This is a genomic window from Kitasatospora sp. NPDC059795 (assembly GCF_042732175.1).
Taxonomy (GTDB): Bacteria; Actinomycetota; Actinomycetes; order Streptomycetales; family Streptomycetaceae; genus Kitasatospora.
This window is the reverse complement of record NZ_JBHWID010000008.1, coordinates 280,229-299,621: the sequence shown is the minus strand read 5'-3', so window position 1 is coordinate 299,621 and position 19,393 is coordinate 280,229. Positions and strand designations below refer to the sequence as shown.

Annotated in this window: 17 protein-coding genes; 3 read left to right on the top strand and 14 right to left on the bottom strand. The window is 73.5% G+C overall.

Features of this window, described 5'->3' with window-relative positions:
- Nucleotides 1-4: 4 nt before the first annotated feature.
- The 13 genes from ACFV4P_RS19025 to ACFV4P_RS18965 all read right to left on the bottom strand — a co-directional run bounded on the left by ACFV4P_RS19025 (nt 5) and on the right by ACFV4P_RS18965 (nt 15,668).
- Complete coding sequence (locus ACFV4P_RS19025) at nt 5-1,357, bottom strand: FAD-binding oxidoreductase (protein WP_380472494.1); 1,353 nt, start codon at nt 1,355-1,357, stop codon at nt 5-7.
- 868 nt (nt 1,358-2,225) lie between these two features.
- Nucleotides 2,226-2,564 (bottom strand): hypothetical protein, encoded by a 339-nt coding sequence (locus tag ACFV4P_RS19020; protein WP_380472493.1) that lies wholly within the window; start codon nt 2,562-2,564, stop codon nt 2,226-2,228.
- Nucleotides 2,561-2,914 carry a cupin domain-containing protein gene (locus ACFV4P_RS19015; RefSeq protein ID WP_083647049.1) on the bottom strand — a complete coding sequence of 118 codons (354 nt, stop codon included), beginning with the start codon at nt 2,912-2,914 and terminating at the stop codon, nt 2,561-2,563. Before ACFV4P_RS19015 ends, ACFV4P_RS19020 begins: the two co-directional genes overlap by 4 nt.
- A 42-nt stretch (nt 2,915-2,956) precedes the next feature.
- Nucleotides 2,957-3,634 carry a response regulator gene (locus tag ACFV4P_RS19010; RefSeq protein ID WP_380472491.1) on the bottom strand — a complete coding sequence of 226 codons (678 nt, stop codon included), beginning with the start codon at nt 3,632-3,634 and terminating at the stop codon, nt 2,957-2,959.
- Between the two features lie 120 nt (nt 3,635-3,754).
- Nucleotides 3,755-5,482 (bottom strand): tryptophan 2-C-methyltransferase, encoded by a 1,728-nt coding sequence (gene tsrT / locus ACFV4P_RS19005; RefSeq protein WP_380472489.1) that lies wholly within the window; start codon nt 5,480-5,482, stop codon nt 3,755-3,757.
- 29 nt (nt 5,483-5,511) lie between these two features.
- Nucleotides 5,512-6,681 carry an acyl-CoA dehydrogenase family protein gene (locus ACFV4P_RS19000; protein ID WP_380472487.1) on the bottom strand — a complete coding sequence of 390 codons (1,170 nt, stop codon included), beginning with the start codon at nt 6,679-6,681 and terminating at the stop codon, nt 5,512-5,514.
- 27 nt (nt 6,682-6,708) lie between these two features.
- Nucleotides 6,709-7,914: an acyl-CoA dehydrogenase family protein gene (locus tag ACFV4P_RS18995; protein ID WP_380472485.1), complete on the bottom strand. Its 1,206-nt coding sequence runs from the start codon at nt 7,912-7,914 to the stop codon at nt 6,709-6,711.
- Nucleotides 7,911-9,233 (bottom strand): acetyl-CoA carboxylase biotin carboxylase subunit family protein, encoded by a 1,323-nt coding sequence (locus ACFV4P_RS18990; protein ID WP_380472483.1) that lies wholly within the window; start codon nt 9,231-9,233, stop codon nt 7,911-7,913. The genes ACFV4P_RS18995 and ACFV4P_RS18990 overlap by 4 nt, the downstream gene beginning before the upstream one ends.
- Nucleotides 9,230-10,513 (bottom strand): ATP-grasp domain-containing protein, encoded by a 1,284-nt coding sequence (locus tag ACFV4P_RS18985; RefSeq protein WP_380472481.1) that lies wholly within the window; start codon nt 10,511-10,513, stop codon nt 9,230-9,232. The genes ACFV4P_RS18990 and ACFV4P_RS18985 overlap by 4 nt, the downstream gene beginning before the upstream one ends.
- A complete protein-coding gene (locus ACFV4P_RS18980) occupies nt 10,510-11,766 on the bottom strand; it encodes an MFS transporter (protein ID WP_380472479.1) in 1,257 nt (418 codons plus the stop codon). The genes ACFV4P_RS18985 and ACFV4P_RS18980 overlap by 4 nt, the downstream gene beginning before the upstream one ends.
- Before the next feature lie 28 nt (nt 11,767-11,794).
- Entirely contained in the window at nt 11,795-12,844 is a 1,050-nt protein-coding gene (locus ACFV4P_RS18975) for an NAD(P)/FAD-dependent oxidoreductase (RefSeq protein WP_380472478.1), read from the bottom strand.
- Nucleotides 12,841-14,388, bottom strand: a complete 1,548-nt coding sequence (locus tag ACFV4P_RS18970) for a class I tRNA ligase family protein (RefSeq protein ID WP_380472476.1) — start codon at nt 14,386-14,388, stop codon at nt 12,841-12,843. The genes ACFV4P_RS18975 and ACFV4P_RS18970 overlap by 4 nt, the downstream gene beginning before the upstream one ends.
- Nucleotides 14,388-15,668 (bottom strand): SidA/IucD/PvdA family monooxygenase, encoded by a 1,281-nt coding sequence (locus tag ACFV4P_RS18965; RefSeq protein ID WP_380472474.1) that lies wholly within the window; start codon nt 15,666-15,668, stop codon nt 14,388-14,390. Before ACFV4P_RS18965 ends, ACFV4P_RS18970 begins: the two co-directional genes overlap by 1 nt.
- Before the next feature lie 324 nt (nt 15,669-15,992).
- Between ACFV4P_RS18965 and ACFV4P_RS18960 the strand changes: the two genes are divergently transcribed.
- Nucleotides 15,993-17,558 carry an alpha-amylase family glycosyl hydrolase gene (locus tag ACFV4P_RS18960; RefSeq protein ID WP_380472472.1) on the top strand — a complete coding sequence of 522 codons (1,566 nt, stop codon included), beginning with the start codon at nt 15,993-15,995 and terminating at the stop codon, nt 17,556-17,558.
- Here the strand turns inward: ACFV4P_RS18960 and ACFV4P_RS18955 are convergent.
- Nucleotides 17,546-17,755: a winged helix-turn-helix domain-containing protein gene (locus tag ACFV4P_RS18955; protein WP_380472612.1), complete on the bottom strand. Its 210-nt coding sequence runs from the start codon at nt 17,753-17,755 to the stop codon at nt 17,546-17,548. The genes ACFV4P_RS18960 and ACFV4P_RS18955 overlap by 13 nt on opposite strands.
- 160 nt (nt 17,756-17,915) lie before the next feature.
- Here ACFV4P_RS18955 and ACFV4P_RS18950 point away from each other — a divergent pair, with 160 nt between their 5' ends.
- Both ACFV4P_RS18950 and hemC read left to right on the top strand, forming a co-directional pair.
- A complete protein-coding gene (locus tag ACFV4P_RS18950) occupies nt 17,916-18,257 on the top strand; it encodes a hypothetical protein (protein ID WP_380472470.1) in 342 nt (113 codons plus the stop codon).
- 187 nt (nt 18,258-18,444) lie between these two features.
- Complete coding sequence (gene hemC / locus ACFV4P_RS18945) at nt 18,445-19,371, top strand: hydroxymethylbilane synthase (protein ID WP_380472610.1); 927 nt, start codon at nt 18,445-18,447, stop codon at nt 19,369-19,371.
- Nucleotides 19,372-19,393: the final 22 nt, after the last annotated feature.

The following is a 19,393-nucleotide window of genomic DNA, read 5'->3' as shown; positions in this document are numbered from 1 at the left end:
GGGTTCAACTGCCGATGGACTGCGGGAAGGTGAACAGTCCGTCCGGGTCGTGGCGGTGCTTCACGGCGACCAGGCGGGGGTAGTTCGCACCGTAGTAGGCGTTTCGCCAGTCTCGCAGGTCCGGGTCGGTGAAGTTCAGGTACGCGCCGTCGGTCGTGCACGAGGCGATCAGGTGATCAAGGCCGGCCAGCCAGTCGAGCTGCGCGGCCGGGTCCTCGCCCGGCAGCCAGGAGGTGTCCAGGCTGACCAGGTACTGGGCGTCGCGGTGCACGAACGCGGTGGCGGACGGCTCGACCCGGTTGATCGCGCCGCCCCACCCGAACAGCGCCAGGCCGCAGCCGTCCGGGTTGCCGCCGGGGGGCGCGGCGGCAAGGTGTTCCAGCGCCGCCGCGACGACCTGCGGGGGCAGCGGGTCGGTGGCGAAGTGCGTCCGGACGGCGAACGCGCCGCCGGCGGTCTCGTGCTGCAGGTAGTCCATGGCGTCCCAGAAGTCGCGGTCGGTGATCTCCTCGCGCAGCGGGCGGGCGGCGGCGAACGCGGGCGCGAGGAGCGCGCGCAGCTCGGCGGCCGGGCCGAGGTGCAGGCCGACGGCGGACACCAGGGTGCGGCCGCCGGAGGTGGCGACGCCCAGGCGCAGCGAGGTCTCCTCCGGGGCGGTGCGCATCAGGTGCTGCACGGTCTCGAAGACGGCGGGCGCGTGCGCGACGTCCCAGAGCAGGAGGCAGGTGGACGACGGCGGGGCCGCGACCGCCTGGAAGGTCAGGTCGAGGTTGATGCCGAAGTTGCCGCCGCCTCCGCCGCGGCAGGCCCAGTACAGGTCCTCGTTCTGGGTGGCGTCGCAGGTCAGCGCGGTGCCGCCGGCGGTGGCCAGGGTGGTGGCGCGGAGGGTGTCGGCCGTCAGGCCGAGCCGCCGGGAGGTGGCGGCCGAGCCGCCGCCGAGAGCGAGGCCCGCGATGCCGACGCCCGCGCCGTTGCCGAGCGGCAGCGCGAGGCCGTGCGGCCGCAAGGCCGCGTACAGCGCGCCCGTCAGGACGCCGCCGCCGACCGTGACCAGCCCGCTCACGGGATCGACCTGGATCGCGTCCAACGCCCGCAGGTCCACCACCAGCCCGGAGTTGACGGAGTGCCCGGCGTACGAGTGCCCGCCTCCACGCGGCACGATCGGCACCCCGCGCTCCCCCGCCCACTCGATCGCCCGCAGCACGTCCTCCGCGCCCGCCGCCCGCAGCACGCCGGCGGGCGCCCGCCCCGCCCACCGCTCGTTGAACGCGGCCGACGACTCCCGGAACCCGCCGTCACCGGGCCGCAGCAGCGGGCCGACGGTGTGCTTGTCGAGCAACGCCCAGTCGGGGCTCATCGGGAGGCCTCCTCAACAAGCGCGCTGCGCGCGGCAACGAACGGACAGAGAGCACGAACGGCGCTGCGCGGGGCGGCCGGCGGGCGCAGAACACCGACAGCGCTGCGCGCGGCAACGGGCAGACGAAGAACAGGAACGGCGCTGCGTGGGGCGGCTGACGGGCGCAGAACACGGACAGCGCTGCGCGCGGCAACGGGCAGACGAAGAACGGGAACGGCGCTGCGTGGGGCGACGGACGGGCAGGAATCGACGGCCCGCCGAGCCACGCCGTCCCCTCCCGCCCGGCGGACGGAGTCACCGCCGCGCGGGGCGACGAGACGCCGAGCTCCCGCCCGGAGGGCAACGCCACCGCTGCGCGGAGCGACGAGCGGCCGGAGGCCGACCCCGCGAACCCGCGCCAGCCCGACGCAACCGGGGCCGCGCCGGGTCACGGACGCGTGCCGACCGCCGAAGGATCCCGCCCGGAGGGCAACGCCACCGCTGCGCGGAGCGACGAGCGGCCGGAGGCCGACCCCGCGAACCCGCGCCAGCCCGACGCAACCGGTGTCACGCCGAGTGACGGACGCGTGCCGACCGCCGAACGATCCCGCCCGGAGGGCAACGCCACCCCTGCGCGGAGCGACGAGCGGCCGGAGCCCGACCCCGCGAACCCGCGCCAGCCCGACACAGCCGGGGCCGCGCCGGGTCACCGACACCTGCCGACCGCCGAACGATCCCGCCCCGAGAGCAACGCCACCCCTGCGCGCAGCGACACGCAGCCGGAGGCCGACCCCGCGAACCTGCACGTGCCCGACGCAGCCGGGGCCGCGCCGGGTCACCGACACCTGCCGACCGCCGGGCCAGCCCGTCCGGAGGGGGTGTTGGGGGGTCATCGGGTGATCTCTTCGATGGTGGAGGTGCCGGTGGTGGGGTGGGGGCCGTAGCGGTGCCAGGTCTCCTGGAGGCGGATGCGGCCGTCGGGGGTGAGGGAGGGGGTGTTGCGGGTGTGGCCGCAGACGACTTCGCCGGTGGTGAGGACGAAGGTGTAGCCCATGGCGAGGGTGCCGTCGGGCTGGCGGGTGCCGGCGGTCCAGCCGCGGCGGATGGCGCCGCCGGTGATCTCGCCCCAGACGAGGTCGTCCTGCTGGTGGTAGACGGCGACGGTGCGGCGGTCGCCGTCGGGGGCGTGGAAGCGGCGGCCGTCGTAGTCGAGGTGGCGGGGGTTCATGCCTGCCACCAGATGGCGTAGTAGGCGAAGTCGGTGGAGTGCGGGTTGGCGACGGCGTGGTCGGTGTCGGCGGGGAGGAGGACGAGGTCGCCGGCGGCGACGGGGTGGCGGCCGCCGTCGGGGGTGTGGATCTCGCCGCGGCCGCTGATGCAGATGAAGAGTTCGCGTTCGGTGTGCTGGTGGGTGTCGGTGAGGTCGCCGGGGCGCAGCACGCACCAGGCGCCGTGGAAGGGGGTGGTGAGGTCGTTCCAGGGGTGGAGGAGTTTGAGGTCGAGGCCGTGGGCGCGTTCGAGGTGGGCGGGTTCCTGGCGGCGGACGACCAGGCCGGGCGGCGGGGCGGTTTCGGGCATGCGGGGGCTCCGATGCGGGAGAGGATGCGGGAGAGGAAGGGGTCAGCGGGCGGCGGCGGTCTGGCCGAGGCCGGAGTCGCGGGCGAGGACCAGGGCCTGTGCGCGGTCGGCGACGCCGAGTTTGCCGAGGATGCCGGAGATGCGGTTGCTGACGGTTTTGGAGGCGAGGGCGAGTTCGCGGGCGATGGCGGTGTTGGAGCGGCCGGCGGCGAGGTGTTCGAGCACTTCCCGTTCGCGGTCGCTGAGTTGGGGGAACGGGTAGCTGCGGGTGCGCTGGCCGGCGCCGATGAGGGTGCCGAGGCGGGCGGCGATGCTGCGGTCGACGATCGCTTCGCCGGCGCCGACGGCGAGGATGCCGCGGACGATCTGTTCGGCGGTGGCGCGTTTGACGAGGTAGCCGCGGGCGCCGGCGTGGAAGGCGGCGGTGACGGCCTTGTCGTCGTCGAGGGTGCTGAACACCAGGACGCCGGTGTCGGGGGTGAGGCGCACGATCTGGCTGATCATTCGCATGCCGGCGGTGTCGTCCATCTGCGGGTCGAGGACGAGGACATCGGGCCGGTGCCGGGAGGTGGCGGCGAGGACTTCGCCGATGGTGCCGGCCTCGCCGACCACCGCCGCTCCGCCGGAGGCCTCGACCATCGAGCGGACGCCCTGCCGGAGGGCGGGCTGCACGTCGGCGAGCAGCACGGTCGGTAAGGCGGTGTTCCCGTGCTGGTTCATCGTTCCCTCGCGGCGTGTGGGGTGCGGCGGTGGTGCGGCGCTGCCGTCGATGATCACCGGCAGTGATGATTTCGCCGCTTCAGCATGGTCTGATCATTTCGCCAGCTCAAGTGCGATATGTCATACAGGAGTTGGCAGATGTGAGGATTCCCCGGCGGTTTCCCGCGCGGCCCGCATGATCTCCTCGCGGCCGCGCCAGTGCGACCAGAACGCGCCGGTGTAGCCGAGGCCGCCGAGGCTGGTGAGGAACGGGTTGTCGGCGTAGTTGTTGTCGTGCTCGCTCATGCCCTCGACGGTGGGCAGCATCACCCGGTGGTGGTCGGCCGGGTCGATCAGCGCCCACAGGTCGTGGACGGCGCCGTGCCAGCGTTCGGCGGGGTCGGCGGCGCGGGCGGGGTCGGGCAGCAGGTCGGGCGAGAAGTAGCAGACGAGGCGGAAGTTGCCGTTCTCGTCGAACATGAACTGCCGTTCGTACTCGGCCGGGGAGGCGCACATCCGCAGCGGTTTGAGGACGATCGGGCCGTCGGCGGTGTTGGACTGGAGGCCGGGGGCGGTGCGCACGCCGGCGCACTGTTCGGCCAGGTCGATGCCCATCGGGGTGTAGGGGAACAGGCGAAGGCCGAGCGAGAAGCCGGTGACGGTGGCGTCGAGGGCCATGAAGGCGTCCACGCAGGCGCGTACGGTCTCGGGGGTCTCCCCCGGCATGCCGAACAGGGCTTCGACCATGGTGAGGATGCCGCGTTCGTGGCAGAGCCGCACCAGCCGTTCGGTGTCGGCGAAGGTGTAGTAGGTGCCGCCCTTCTCGGTGACCTTCCAGCCGCTGAGCACCTCGGGCCGGATGTGGTCGCTGCCGACGTTGACACCGCGGCAGCCGGCGGCGGCCAGCAGGTCGGCGAACTCCTCGTCGAACGGGCTGGGTTGGCAGTAGACCCACAGGCGCAGCAGGTTCAGCGGGTTGTCGGGGTCGGCGTGCCGGCGGCGGACGATCTCCCGCAGCAGGTTCTTGGCGTGCGCGATCGACAGGTTGAACTCGCTGTCGGTGGTGTGCTGGTCGAGGATGCCCTGCGCGGCGAGCGACTCCATCTCGTCGACCACGGAGGCGAGTTCGCGCTGCCCGTAGCGGGTGCCCTTGGCGTCGGGTTCGACGCAGTGCGCGCAGCGGTAGGCGCAGCCGTTCTTGGTGAGGATGGAGCCGAGGCCGCCGCGCCGGTAGTACTCGAGGTTGTCGACCCGGTGCGGGACGCCGGAGCGTCGCCGGTACACGGAGAGCTGGTCGACCTGCCACACCCGGGGTTCGAACTGGCCGGTGGGGTCGGCCTGTTGGGTCTCGCCGTGGCGGACCGTCAGGAATGCGGGCGGGGTTCGGACGGCGCCGTGCTCGGTGTTGCGGATCAGGCCGGGGATGGCGGAGGTGTCGCGTCCCTCGGCGATGGCGGCGGCGAGTTCGCAGAGGATCTTCTCGCCGGGGCCCTTCACGCCGTAGTCGATGCCGAAGTACTCGACCAGGGCGAACGGCATGGTGGAGAAGCCGATGCCGCCGCCGACGACGGGTGCGTCGGTGAGTCGGCGGATCTCGGTGATGATCTCCCGGTGTTCGCCGACGAACGGGCGCTGCTCGAAGGCGTAGACGGTGTCGGTGTTGCGGACGGTGACGCCGACCAGCAGCGGGGTGTGCTGCGCGAAGTACTCGTGCAGGCAGGTCTTCCAGTCGTCGCGGCGGAAGGTCAGGTCGATTACCTCGACCTCGAAGCCGGCGTCCTCCAGTGCGGTGGTGAGCACGTCGAGGGCGTACGGGGCGATCGGTGGGTGCACTTTGTTCGGGTTGACCAGGAGGACGGGTCTGCTCATCGGTTTCTCCGCTGCGTGGTTGGGGCCGGTCAGACCAGGCCGAGGCTGATGCCGAACTCGGGGGTGCCGCCCAGCAGGTACGCGCCGGCGGACTGCAGGATGCGGTCCTGGGCGACCAGGTGCTGGGCCATCACGGTGGTGTCGCGCAGCCAGCGGTCCATCGGCGAGCTGCGGTTGATCGACCAGGTCTGCAGCAGGTCGTAGGTGCGGGCGACGATGGTCCGGGAGTTGCGGAAGGCGTGCAGCCAGGACAGCGGGGACGCGGCGCGCTCGGTGGGCGTCAGGTCGTCGAGCGTGCCGCCGGCCGCCAGTACCTCCCACTGGCGCCGCATCGCGCCGTACACGCCTTGCCGGGTGGCGTTGAACTCGGCTTCCAGCCGGGCGAGTTCGGTCTGCACCCGCCAGCTGTCGGCCCAACTGCGGCCCGCCATCCGGTCGTACCGGGTGGCGGCGATCTCCCGGGCGTGGTCGAGTGCGGCGCGGGCCACGCCGAGCGGGACGCCGCACATGGCGCGGGTGAAGGAGTCCGGCTGGGCGAGCGGGCCGGGGCGGCCCTGCGGGGTGGCGAAGGTGTAGGTGTGCTCCTCGGGGACGAACACCCCGTCCATCGTGTAGTCGCAACTGCCGCTGCCGCACAGGCCGGTGGTGTCCCAGTTGTCGATCACCTCGACCTGGTCGCGGGGCACCAGGAACTGCCGGGAGTCGTGGGCGTGCTTGCTGCCGGGCGCGGCCCAGGGCTCGCCGCCTTCGTAGAGGAACGCGCCGGAGGTCACCCAGTCGGCGTGCTTGATGCCGGAGCCGAACGACCAGCGGCCGCTGAGCCGGAAGCCGCCGGGGACGCGCTCGGCGCGGCCGGAGGGCTGGAGCAGGCCGGCCACCACCAGGTCGAGGCGCGGGAAGACCTCCTTGGCGACCTGCTGGTCGAGGAAGTTGGCGTAGATGCCGGTGTTGGCGCCGATCACGGCGCACCAGGCGGCGGAGGCGTCACCGTGGGCGAGGGCCTCGACCACCTCGGTCTGTTCCATCGAGGTGAGGCCGGGGCCGCCCCACTCGGGGCCGAAGCACATGCCGAACACGCCGGTGCCGCGCAGCAGTTCGACCACCTCGGCGGGCAGTGTGCGGTGGGCCTCGATCTCCGGGGCGCGCTCCCGCAGCACCGGTGCCAACTCGCGGGCGCGGTGCAGGATTTCCGATGTCATCGGGTCACTTCTCCTTACCGGGGGTGGTCAGCGGTCCAGGCCGAGGCTGATGCGGAACATCGGCGGCCGGCCGAGCAGGTAGGCGCCGACGGACTCCAGCACGGCGTCCTGCGCGGTGAGGTTCTGGCACATCACGGCGGTGTCGCGCAGCCAGCGGTCCATCGGCGAGGAGCGGTTGATCGACCAGGTCTGCAGCAGGTCGTAGAGCCGGTTGACGACGGCCCGCGAGGCGCGGAAGGCGTGCAGCCAGGACAGCGGGGACGCGGCGCGCTCGGTGGGCGTCAGGTCGTCGAGCGTGCCGCCGGCCGCCAGCACCTCCCACTGGCGCCGCATCGCGCCGTACACGCCCTCCCGGGCGGCGTTGAACTCGGCTTCCAGCCGGGCGAGTTCGGTCTGCACCCGCCAGCTCTCGGCCCAACTGCGGCCCGCCATCCGGTCGTACCGGGTGGCGGCGATCTCCCGGGCGTGGTCGAGCGCGGCCCGGGCCACCCCGAGCGGGACCCCGCACAGGGCGCGCATGAACGAGTCCGGCTGGGCGAGCGGGCTCGGGGTGCCGCGGACCTCCCAGAATGTGAAGGTGTGCTCCTCGGGGACGAACACGTCGGTCATCGTGTAGTCGCAACTGCCCGTCCCGCACAGGCCGGTGGTGTCCCAGTTCTCGACCACCTCGACGGCGGAGCGGGGCACCAGGAACTGCCGGGAGTCGTGCGCGTGCGGGCTGCCCGGCTCGGCCCAGGGCTCGCCGTTCTCGAACAGGAACGCCCCGGAGGTCACCCAGTCGCTGTGCTTGATGCCGGAGCCGAACGACCAGCGGCCGCTGAGCCGGAAGCCGCCGGGGACGCGCTCGGCCCGGCCGGCAGGGGCGAGCACCCCCGCGGTGACCAGGTCCAGGCTCGGGTAGACGTCCTTCACCACGGACCGGTGCAGGAAGTTGCCGAGCAGCCCGCTGTTGGCGCCGATGACGCCGCACCAGGCGGCGGAGGCGTCGCCGTACGCCAACGCCTCGACGACGGCCAGCTGTTCGGGCGAGGTCAGTTCGGGGCCGCCCCACTCGCGGGCGAAGCACATCCGGAACACGCCGGTGCCGCGCAGCAGTTCGACCACGTCGGCGGGCAGCGTGCGGTTGGCCTCGATCTCCGGGGCCTTCGCGCGCAGCACGGGGGCGATCTGCCGGGCGCGCCGCAGGATCTCGGCCGCGTCCTGGGGCGGGCCCGCCCACTCCACGGCGCTCACCGGTCCACGTCCAGCAGGCCCGCGGGCATCGCGAACGGGGCGTCGGGGTCGGCCGGTTCGACCGCGGAGACGGCCAGGTCGACCAGGGCGGCGGCGGCGGTCAGGCGCTGCTCGCAGGCTGCGACGGTGTCGGCCTCGCAGATCACGAAGGAGTGCCGGGCCAGGTAGCCGCCGGGCGGCAGCCTCAGCACGGTGCCGGGCGGGGCCATCGGGGCGGCGTGCACCAGGCCGGGGCTGTCGGCGGGCTTCGGGAGCGTCAACTCCTCCAGGCGGCAGTCCTGTTCGGGGTAGCCGAAGCGGATGCCGGCGACCGCGGAGCGGGTCGGGGCGATGTCGGGGCGACGGCCGACGGCGACGTCGAACAGCACCTCGCCGGGTTCGACGCCGGTGGCGATCCGGCCGAGCAGCGGGATCAGGTCGCCGCCGAGCCGACCGTTGACCTCGATGATCAGCGGGCCGCGGTCGGTGAGCCGCAGCTCGGTGTGGGTGATGCCGTCCTCCACGCCGAGCGCCCGGTGCGCGTCGGCGAGCACGGCCAGCAGCCGCGGGTCGGAGAGCAGCGGGTCGGCGGCGTCGACGACGTGGCCGACCTCCTCGAAGTACGGCTCGTCACTGCTGTACTTGCGGGCCAGGAACAGCGGCAGGTACTCGCCCTTGTGGACGGCGCCGTCGACGCTGATCTCCGGGCCGCCCGCGTACTCCTCGACGATCACGCTGGCCCGGTACGGCCCGGGGTCGACCTGGCTGGCGGCGAGCGCGGTGGTGAAGGCCGCGTCGAGTTCGGCGGCGTCCCCGGCGAACACCACGCCGATGCTGGCGCCCATCGCACGCGGCTTGAGCACCACGGGGTAGCCGATCCGCTCGGCGGCGGCCCGGGCCTCCGCCAGGTCCGCGGTGAGCGCGAAGCCGGGCTGGCGCTGGCCGGCGGCGGTGAGCACGCTGCGGGTGCGCTCCTTGTCGCGGACGCCGCGCACGCCGCGCTCGGACAGGCCGGGGACGCCGAGTTCGGCGGCCAGCAGCCCGGCGTCCAGCACCAGCGGCTCGTCCCAGCAGAGCAGGCCGACGATGTGCTTGCGGGCGGCGATCCCCCGCACGGTGGCGTTCATGGTGGCGGTGTCGAAGACGTCGGCGACCACGATCTCGTCGAAGTACTCACGCTGCCAGGTCGGCCGCAGGTTGTTGACCAGCAGCAGTTCCAGTCCGGCGGCGCGGGCACGGCGGCTCATCGGGCCGACCAGGTACTCGCGGTACTCCTTCAGTCCGCTGCCGATCACCAGCAGCGTGCCGGGTTCGGCCGACTTTTCCTGATGTTCCGTCATGAGTCCTCCTCTGCATGGGAGTCGATGTCGAACCGGACCAGCGCGGCCGCCTCGTCGGCGAGCCGGCGGGCCTCGGCGGGGGTGTCGGCGAGGGTGGTGACGATGCCGACCCGGTCCCAGGAGCTGCGCAGTCCGGCGGTGCGGTGGCCGGGAGCGATGCCGACCACGGCGAGTTGCACGCCCTCGGCGGCGGCGGCCTCGTCCAGGCCGTGCACGGCGGTGACGGTGCCGGGTCGGTCGGGGGCCAGGAAGCGGGCGGCGGTGGCCCGTTCGGCCTTCGCGGGCAGCGGGCCGGGGTCCTCGCCGCGCATCAGCGCGAAGTAGGCGCGGGTGAGGTCGACGGGGTAGGCGGCCTCGATCAGGTCGGTGATCGAGTCGCCGGGCAGCCGTCCGGCGCACTCGACCAGCACCGGGACGCCGTCGGCGAGGATCCACTCGCAGTGCAGCACGCCGGTGCCGAAGCCGACGGCGGCGGCCAGTCGTTCGGTCTCTGAGGCCATCAACTCGCACGTTTCCGGCGCGAGTTCGGCCGGGACGGTGTGACCGGACTCGATCGGGTGCGGGCCGGGGTAGAGCACCTTGCCGGTGGTGTTGGCGAACACCGGCCGGCCGCCGGAGACCAGCATCTCCACGCTGAACTCCGGCCCGGCGACGAAGCGTTCGGCCAGCATGGACGGCACGATCGGCCGGTCCGGGACGAACGGGCCCTCGTCCTGCACCAGGCACTGCGCCCAGGCCTGCTCGACCTCCTCGGGGCGGTGGATCACCCGGGTGCCGACCGAGGCCTGCCGGTTGGCGGGCTTGAGCACCGCCGGGCCGAGGTGCCGGGCCAGGAAGTCGGCCAGCTCGGCTGCGCTGCCGACCGGCTCACTGGGCGGGTTGGCGATCCCGGCAGCGGCCGCGACCGTGCGCAACTGGTGCTTGTCCCGCAGCAGTTGGGCCGCCCCCAGGCCGGCGCCGGGCAGTCCGTAGCGTTCCGCGAGCCGGGCCGCGAACGGCACCGCGTACTCGACGGCGGGGATCACCGCGACCGGGTCGAGCCCCGGACGGGCGGCGAAGAAGGCGTCCGCCCGGCCCGGCAGGTGGTACTCCCACTCGATCAACTCGCGGGCGAACGGCACCTGTTGCAGCGCCTCGGCGAGGTGCCGCTTGCGGGCGACGTCCGGTTCCTCGACGTAGATCACCGAGTCGACGCCCTGGAAGGCCGCGATGCCGGGCACCGCGAACGCCACGTAGCCGACGATCAACACCGGCCGCTCGACGGCGGGTTGGCTGCTCATGCCGTCTCCTCCACGGGCTCCTGCGAGGCGGCGGTCCGCTGGGCGCGGTGCCGGATGCCGAGCACCGCGAGGACGCCGGCCAGGCCGTTGACCACGGCCATCAGCACCCAGAACCCGGCGTGCAGATGGGTCCAGGCCCAGACGCCGAACAGCGGGCCGACGGCCGAGGCCAGACCGGCGGCGGCCTGCATGGTGGCCAGGTAGCGGGCCTTCGACTCGCCCGGGAAGGTGGCCGGGTGGGCGAACATGCTGGGCCCGGCGATCATCAGGCCGCTGACCGCGAGCACCGCGCCGAACAGCACGAACGCCCCGGAGTGCACGGCCAGCCCGTACGCGGCGAGCCCGATCGAGTTGACCAGGTGGCCGACGCCGACCGCCAGGTAGGTGGGGATCCGGGTGATGTACGCGGTGATCTTCAGCTCGCAGGTGATCAGCACCAGCGAGGAGGCGGTGAGCACCGCGCTGTACAGCCAGGTCGGGTAGTGGTCGTGGACGATCTCCAGCGGCAGCGAGATCGAGGACTGCACGTAGGCGACCGTCCCGAGCATCACCGCGGCCAGGTACGCCAGGTAGGCCCGGTCCCGCAGCATCGCCGCGTACGCCGCCCGGCCGGTGGCGCGCCGCTCGGCGGGCTCCTGCGGGGCGGACTCCGGGACGGCGTGCCGGGGCAGCAGCCAGTAGGCGAGCAGCGCGTAGACCAGGGTGGTCGCGCCGTCCAGCCAGAACAGCAGGTCCCAGTCGAGCAGGATCACGGCGGCCGCGATCAGCGGGGCGAGCGCCGCCCCGGTGTTCAGCGCGATCCGCATCATGGAGAACGCCATCACCTGGTGGCGCTCCGGCATCAGGTCGCTGAGCAGCACCGAGGCGGCGGGCCGGTACGCCTGGGCGAACAGGCCGGCCAGGGCGACGGCGACCAGCAGCGGCGCCAGCAGCCCGGGCCGGGCCAGCAGCGGCAGCACGGCGACCAGCGGCGCGGAGCCGACCATCGCGACGAGGATCGCGGTGCGCGGCCCGAGCCGGTGGGTGATCTCCCCGCCGAGCACGGTGCCGAACACGGTGCCCAGGCTGTACGCGCCGAGGGCGAAACCGGCGGTGCCGTCGGACATTCCGCGGTGCGTCAGGTACAGCACCAGAAAGGTCTGGACGAACGCGCCGAGCTGGTTGACCAGCACGCCGCCGAGCAGGTAGCGGACGGTGGTCGGGGTGGCTCTGAGCGTGTCGAGGACGCCGATCGGTGGTTGTTCGTCGGTCATGTCGCCTCCTTCACTTCCGTGGCGATGGTCATGCCGCCTCCCGGACAGCGGTGGCGATGCGTTCGGCGACCAGCGGTGCGGTGGAGAACCCGCTGCCGCCGCAGGCGGCGCGGGTCCACAGGCCCGGGGAGACCCGGGTGAGCAGCGGGCCGCCGGTGGCGGTGTCCGCGGTGTAGTGGCAGACCCGGACTCCGGCCACGGCGTGGCGTTCCAGGTCGGGCAGGATGCCTTCGGCGGCCAGCCGGTCCAGGTGGGGCCGCTGGTCCTCGCCGCTGCTGTCGGTGTCCGCGACGGGGCGGCACACCGTGTCGGAGCTGAGTTTGAGCAGGGTTCCGGCGCCGGGCGGCAGCACCCAGCCGCGGCCTTCGCGGCCGAGGCCGCCGGCGGCGGGCGCGTCGTCCCAGCGGTCGTCCCCGGCGGGGCGGCGCAGGTAGAGCATGGTCTGCCGGTACAGGGTGACGGGGCTGTCGGCGAGCCGGCGCGTCCAGGGGCCGCCGGCCAGCAGGGCGAGGTCGCCGCGGAGCACCTCGCCGGTGTCCAGCACGATCCGGCCGGAGCCGGTGAACACCGAGCGGACGGTGCTGTGCGGGCGCAGCGCCACGCCGGGCCGGGCGGCGAGCCAGCGGGCGGCGGCGTGCAGCACCCGGTCGGCGAGCAGGACGCCGCCGGTGCGTTCGCGGACCCCGACGGTGCCGGGCGGCAGGCCCAGCGGCGGGAGTTCGGGGCAGTCCGGCAGGTCGACGGGGACGCCGGCCTTGTCGGCCTCGGCGAGCAGCTCGTCGAGGCGGTCGGCGGGGTGTGCGGTGAGGACGCCGACCCGGCGGTAGAGCGGGGTGCCGAGCAGGGCCTCCAGGTCCTCCCAGTGGCGGTGCGCGGCGAGTCGGCGGGCGGTGCCGTCGGGGTCGCCGGGCAGCAGGGTGCGGATGGCGCGGTGCTGGTCGTGCGAGGTGGCGTCGGGGTTGGGCAGTGGGCCGCGTTCCAGGACGGTGACCCGGTGCCCGGCGCGGGCGCAGGCGACGGCGGTGAGCAGCCCGGTGACGCCTGCGCCGACCACCACCACGTGGGCGGCGGAGCTCACCGTCCGCCGCCGCGCAGGTGGGCGCCGAGCCGGGGCAGCGGGCGGGGCAGGACGGTGGTGGCGGCCGGTTCGGCGGGGATGGCGGTGTCGGGCAGGGCCTCGGCGGCGAGGTCGACGAGGAGCGGGGCGGCGCAGCGCAGGAACAGGTCGAGTTCGTGCCAGAAGTCGCCGGCGTCGGCGTCGGTGACCTCCCAGCGGTCGAGTCGGCCGAGCTGTTCGGTGAGGGTGAAGGCGGCGCCGCTGAGGCTGAAGCGGCGCGGGCGCAGGGCGGCGGCGAAGCGTTCGGCGATCAGCGCGGCGGCGTGCCGGGAGCGGGCGCTGACGGGCAGCGGGCCGCGGTCGAGGTGGGCCTCGGCCTTGGCGGCGACGCGGTTCCACGGTTCGACGAGGCGCTGTCCGCAGACCCGGTCCATGGCGGCGCGGGTGAAGTTGGTGCGCTGGAAGTCGGGTCCGGTGGCGGCCAGGTAGTAGCGGACCAGGTCGCGGGGGACTTCGGCGGTGAGCTGGCGGCCGGTGACGACGTGGCCGCGGCTGGTGGAGAACTTGTCGCTGTCGAGTTCGTAGAACTCGTTGGTGACGAAGTGCGCGGGCAGCGCGAGTCCGCCGAGGGCGAGCAGCATGGCGGTGCCGGCCAGGGCGAACGCGAAGCTGGCGTCGGAGCCGAAGAAGTACACGATCTCCGGTCCGGCCTCGACGGCCCAGTGCCGTTCCTCGTCGCCGGGGACTTCTCCTCTGGCCTCGGCGGCCAGCGCGATGGCGTGCAGGCTCCACGCGACGGTCTCGGTGTCGGAGTACAGCACCTGCCCGGGCGTCTCCGGGAAGGGCGCGGGGATGCCCCAGTCGATGGGCAGGGTGATCGGGTAGTCGGGGAGCCTGCGGGCCATCAACTCCTCGACGAGCTGGGCGAGTCGGGGTCGCATGGTGGGGGCGAGCCGGGCGAAGTAGGAGGCCAGGGCGGCCCGGTGCTCCTCCAGGGGCAGCACCAGGACGTCCTTCTCCCGCAGTTCGACGGCGAGTTCGGGGTGCCGGGTGGAGCGCGGGTCGAGCAGGTCGCCGGAGGCGATCCAGTGGCCGCAGTTCTCGCAGAGCCCGGCGCAGCCCTCGGCCAGGCAGACCGGGCAGCCGCCGCGCACGTAGGCGTCGGTGAGGTACTCGCCGGTGTCCGGCAGGTACGGGAACTTCACCTTGCGGAGCCTCAAGTGGCCTTCGCCGTGCAGTCGTTCGAAGAAGGTGCGGACGGTCTTCAGGTACCGCTCGTCGAAGCGGACGAAGCCGTCGGGGACGATGCCGGCGGCGGCGAGGGTGGCCTCGACCTGTTCGGCGGCGCGCAGTCGGAGTTCCTCGGGCTGTTCGCCGAGGCGGCGGGCGGTGGTGACGATGTAGTTCTGGGTGAAGTGCACGCCGGTGCCGAACAGGGTGTCGCGGGCGGTGGCGCGGGCGTAGCGGGCGCACACGTCGGCGGAGAGGAACGGTCCGGCGAGGTGGCCCAGGTGCAGGTCGCCGTTGGCGGTGGGGCCGGGGGCGATCACCAGCAGGGCGGCCATCAGCGGGCTCCGGCCGGGGCGAGGCCGTGGCGGGTCAGCAGGTCGCCGGTGATGTCGCGGGCGCGGTGGGCGAGCACGCTGATCAGCGAGTCGGCGATGCCGTGGGTGGCCTCGTTGACGCCCTGGAGGTACAGCGCGGCTTCGGCGCCGGCGCCCAGGTCGACCCGGTAGTCGCGGCTGACGGCGACCTCGGACAGTCCGGTCTTCTCGGTCAACTCCCGTACCAGGGTGGGCATCCGGCCGTCGTAGCCGGTGCCGAGCAGCACCAGGTCGCAGCGGTGCTCGACGGTCTTGCCGGTGCGCCGGTCGCACAGGTCGAGGACCACCTCGCCGTCCTCCTCGCGGGCGGCGACGACCTCGGTCATCGGCCGGACCTCGGCGCGGCCGGTGCCGATCATCTTCTCCCGGTACAGCACCATGTACAGCTCGTCGAGGAACGGCGGGGCGAGGCCCGCGTAGTTGGTGAGCCGCATCTCGTCGAGCACCTGGGCGCGCATCTCGGCCGGGGCGTCGTAGAACTCGTCGACGAAGGACGGGTAGAACAGCTCGTTGACGAACTTGCTGGTCTGGTAGTTCTGCAGGCCGATGGAGCGGACCAGCATGGTGACGGTGGAGTTCGGCAGGTTCTCGTACAGCGCCATGAACATCTCGGCGGCGCTCTGCGCCCCGCCGATCACCACGGTGCGCAGCGGCGCGTCCTTGTCGACGGCGTTGATCCGGCTGCGGAACCGGGCGCTGTGGATGACCCGCTCGGCGGGCAGGTCGGCGAAGACCTCCGGGATGTGCATGTCGCGGCCGGCGCCGACCACCAGGTCGCGGCAGCGGATGGTGTCGCCGTCGGCGAGGGTGACCTGCCAGCCGATCAGGCGGCCGTCGGCGTCGTAGCGCGGTTCGGTGGCGGTGGCCTTCGCGTCGTAGCGGATCCGCACCTTCTCCAGCGAGGCGGCCACCCACTGCAGGTAGTCGGAGAACTCCCAGCGGTGCGGGTGGAAGGTCCCGAGGTTGATGAACTGGTCCAAACGGTCGTGCTGGTGCAGGAAGTTGAGGAACGAGAACCGGCTGCGCGGGTCGCGCAGCGTCACCAGGTCCTTCAGGAAGGACACCTGGCTGCGGGCCCACGGCATCAGCAGGTCGCGCTGCCACTTGATGTCCGGGGCCTGCTCCAACAGCAGCGTTCCTTCGGCCAGTTCGGCCGATCCGCTCTCCTCGATCGCGGCCGCGAGGGCCAGGTTCGCCGGGCCGGCGCCGATCGCCAGTACGCCCACTTCAAGGTCAGCCATGCTCTCCCCCAACTAGGGTCTCTCCGGGGCCTGTTGTCGCGCCGAGAAACCTAGGGAGTCCGCGTTCCCGCCAGGTAGGGACGAGTTCCCGGCGGCGGGGGAATTTCCGGACACGGAGTGCTCCGGCAGGCCGGGCGTTCCGGCCGGCACCCGCACCGACACCACGTCCTCCCCCGGCTGCTGCCCGTTCCTGCGAAACCAACGGCCCGTCGGCCCGGCCGCGTCCCCGTCACTCACGCGCGGGTCTGCCGGTTCCGTTCGGGGTCGGGGCGGGCATGGCTGAGGGCGACGCCGGTGTGGTGTTCGGGACGAGAGGGGACAGGTGTGGGGACCGACTGGGTGCGGGGTGCGGTGCTGTACCAGATCTACCCGCAGAGCTTCGCGGACGGGAACGGGGACGGGATCGGGGACTTCGCGGGGCTGACGGAGCGACTGGAGTACCTGCAGTGGCTGGGGGTGGACGCGGTGTGGCTGAACCCGTGCTTCGTCTCGCCGTTCGGGGACGCGGGCTACGACGTGGCGGACTACCTGGCCGTCGCGCCCCGCTACGGCGCGCCGGAGGACCTGGCGAAGTTCACGGACGCGGCCCGCCGCGCCGGCATCCGGGTGCTGCTCGACCTGGTGGCCGGCCACACCTCCGACCGGCATCCGTGGTTCGTCCGCTCGGCGTCCGACCCGGGCGACCACCGGTACGTGTGGGCGGACCGCCCCGCGCCCGGGTTCGTGGCCTCGCCGGGCAGTCGGCCGGGCTGGTACAGACCGAACTTCTTCGACTTCCAGCCCGCCCTCAACTTCGGCTACGCGCAGCAGAGTTCGGACGAGCCGTGGCGACAGCCGGTGGACGCCGAGGGCCCGCGGGCCAACCGCGCGGCGCTGCGGGAGATCATGGCGCACTGGTTCGGCCTGGGCGTCGCCGGCTTCCGGGTCGACATGGCGTCCTCGCTGGTCAAGGACGACCCGGGCTTCGTCGAGACCGGCCGGCTGTGGCGGGAGACCCGCGCCTGGATGGACGCCCACCACCCCGACAACGTCGTCCTCGCCGAGTGGGGCGACCCGGCGCGCTCGGTGCCGATGGGCTTCCACGGCGACTTCTTCCTCCAGTTCGGCGGCCCCGACGACGGCGCCCCGCTGCGCTCGCTGTGGGACAACGGCGCGGGCACGGTGCACGAGCACTGGCCGCGGCAGCCCTGCTACTTCGACGCGGACGGCCTCGGCTCGATGGACCCGTTCGTCGCCGAGTGGCAGCGCGCCGCGCAGGCCATGGACGGCCGGGGCGTCGCCTCGCTGCCGACCGCCAACCACGACTACTCCCGGCTGGCGACCGGCCCGCGCACCCGCGAGCAGCTGGCGGCGGCGTTCACCTTCCAGCTGACCTGGCCGACCGTCCCGGCGATCTACTACGGCGACGAGATCGGGATGCGCTTCGTCCCGGGCCTGCCGGACACCGAGGGCAGCGTGCTGGGCCCGCACTACAACCGGGCCGGCTGCCGCACCCCGATGCAGTGGGACGCGACCCCGGACGCCGGGTTCTCCTCCGCGCCCGCCGAACGCTTCTACCTGCCGCTCGACCCCGCGCCCGACCGTCCGGACGTCGCCTCCCAGCGCGCCGACCGGGCCTCCCTGCTGCACCAGGTACGGCAGTTGATCGCGCTGCGCCGCGCCCACCCGGCGCTCGGGCCCGACTCCTCGGTCGAACTCCTGCACACCGGCTACCCGTTGGCGTACCTGCGCGACGGCCGCTACCTGGTGGTGGTCAACCCGCGTCGCACGCCCGCCCACCTGCCGGTGGAACGCGAGCTGCCGGGGCGGCCACTGTTCGGGCGGGGCGTGTCGCTGACCCATTCGGCGCTGCACGCGGACGGCTTCTCGTACGCGGTCTACGGAAACTGATCCACCGTCATGTCTCGTGTGTCGCACGGCAGTTCGGCCACCGCCGCGCGCAGGTGGAGCACGGTGCGGCCGGTGCGGTGGCGGGCGGCGAGGCCGGCGTCGTGCAGGGCGTGCAGGTGGTGCGAGACGGTGGGCGCGGACAGGCCGGTGAGGGCGGCGAGTTCGGCGAGCAGCCGGGCGCGGGCCCGGCCGAGCACCCGCGCCAACCCGTCGGGGGTGGCGGCGGCGGAACCCTCCCACAGGGGGGCGACGCCGCGCGGCGGGTAGACAGGAGAACACGCCGGGCCGGGCGAACACGGTGGGCACCAGAACGAGTCCGCGCTCGCCGTCCAACCGCCGGCACGCCTCGACGTGGCGGTGGCCGATCCGCAGCAGGTCGCGCTCCCCACTCACCTGCGGGTGCAGAGCCCGGTCTCGCGCCTGCTGGAGAACGTCCGGCCGTCCCGTGCGGTGGCCGCGGGATCCGCCCCGAACGCGCTCGCCTTCGCCGGGTTCGCGCTGTTGCCCGGCGCGCCCAGCCGGGCGGTCGGCATCGGGCTGGGCGCCGCCATGCCGGTGTACAAGCTCGCCGAGACCGTCGCCGCGCCCGGCCGCGAGGAGTTGAGCGTCATCCTCGCCCACCCGGCGCGCCGTGGACGGTACCTGGCCGTCGATCAACTCTCCCGGAGCATCGGCCAGGCCCTCGCCCCGGCCTGCTGACCGCGCCGTTCGACCACGGCCCGGCCTGGCCCTGGCTGTTCCTGCTCGCCGTCTCGCTCGCCGCCGTCCCCGCGCTGCTCCGGCTGGAGCGCCCCGCCGGCCGGTCTTCCGACATTCCATCGGAAAACGGGACGCTCTCCAGGGGCTAGCATGCCGTCAGGGTGACGTACGACAGCGGGAGTTGACGATGGTCGAACTGGTGGTGGGGTCGCGGGCGAGCCAGCTGGCGCGGGCCCAGGTCCGGGAGTTCCTCGCGCCGGTCCGGGAGCGTTTCCCCGACCTGGTGATCCGCCACCGGGCGATCCTGGAGGACGGCGACCTCGACCGGAAGACCGCCCTGCGCGAGGTCTCCGAACGCGGCGGCGGCTCGGCGTTCTCCACCAACCAGGTCGCGGCGCTGCTGGGCCGCGAGGTGGACGTCGTCGTGCACTCGCTCAAGGACCTGCCCACCGAGAACCCCGACGGCCTGGTCCTGCTCCCGCCGCCGCCCCGCGAGGACGTCCGCGACGCCCTCTGCGGCTCGACCCTGGCCGCACTGCCGACCGGCGCCCGGATCGGCACCTCCGCCGCCCGCCGGATCGCCCAACTGCTGCACGTCCGCCCCGACCTGCGCCCCGAACGCATCCGCGGCAACGTCCCCACCAGGCTCGCCCGCCTGAAGGCCCTGGACGCGGTCGTGGTGGCCGCCGCCGGACTGCGCCGCCTCGGCCGCACCGAGGAGATCGCCGAACTCCTCCCCGTCGCCCTGTTCCCGCCCAGCCCCGGCCAGGGCGCGCTCGGCATCCAGATCCGCGAGGACAACACCCTGGCCCGTGAACTCCTCTACGGGACAGGAGACTTGACCACAGACGCCGAGGTGCGCGCGGAACGCGCCATGCTCGCCGAACTCCACGGCGGCTGCTCCGTCCCCGTCGGCGCGCACGCCACCACCGCCGGCGGCGTCCTCACCCTCCACGCCCAGGTCACCTCCACCGACGGCACCCGCCAGATCGAGGCCCGGCTGTCCGGCACCCCCGCCGAACCCGAGAAGCTCGGCGTCGCCGTGGCCGGCCTGCTCCTCGACCGGGACGCCGAATCCCTCCTGGCGGAGGCCCGCGGCTACGCCCACGCCTGACGGCCGTCCGACCCGCGCTCGA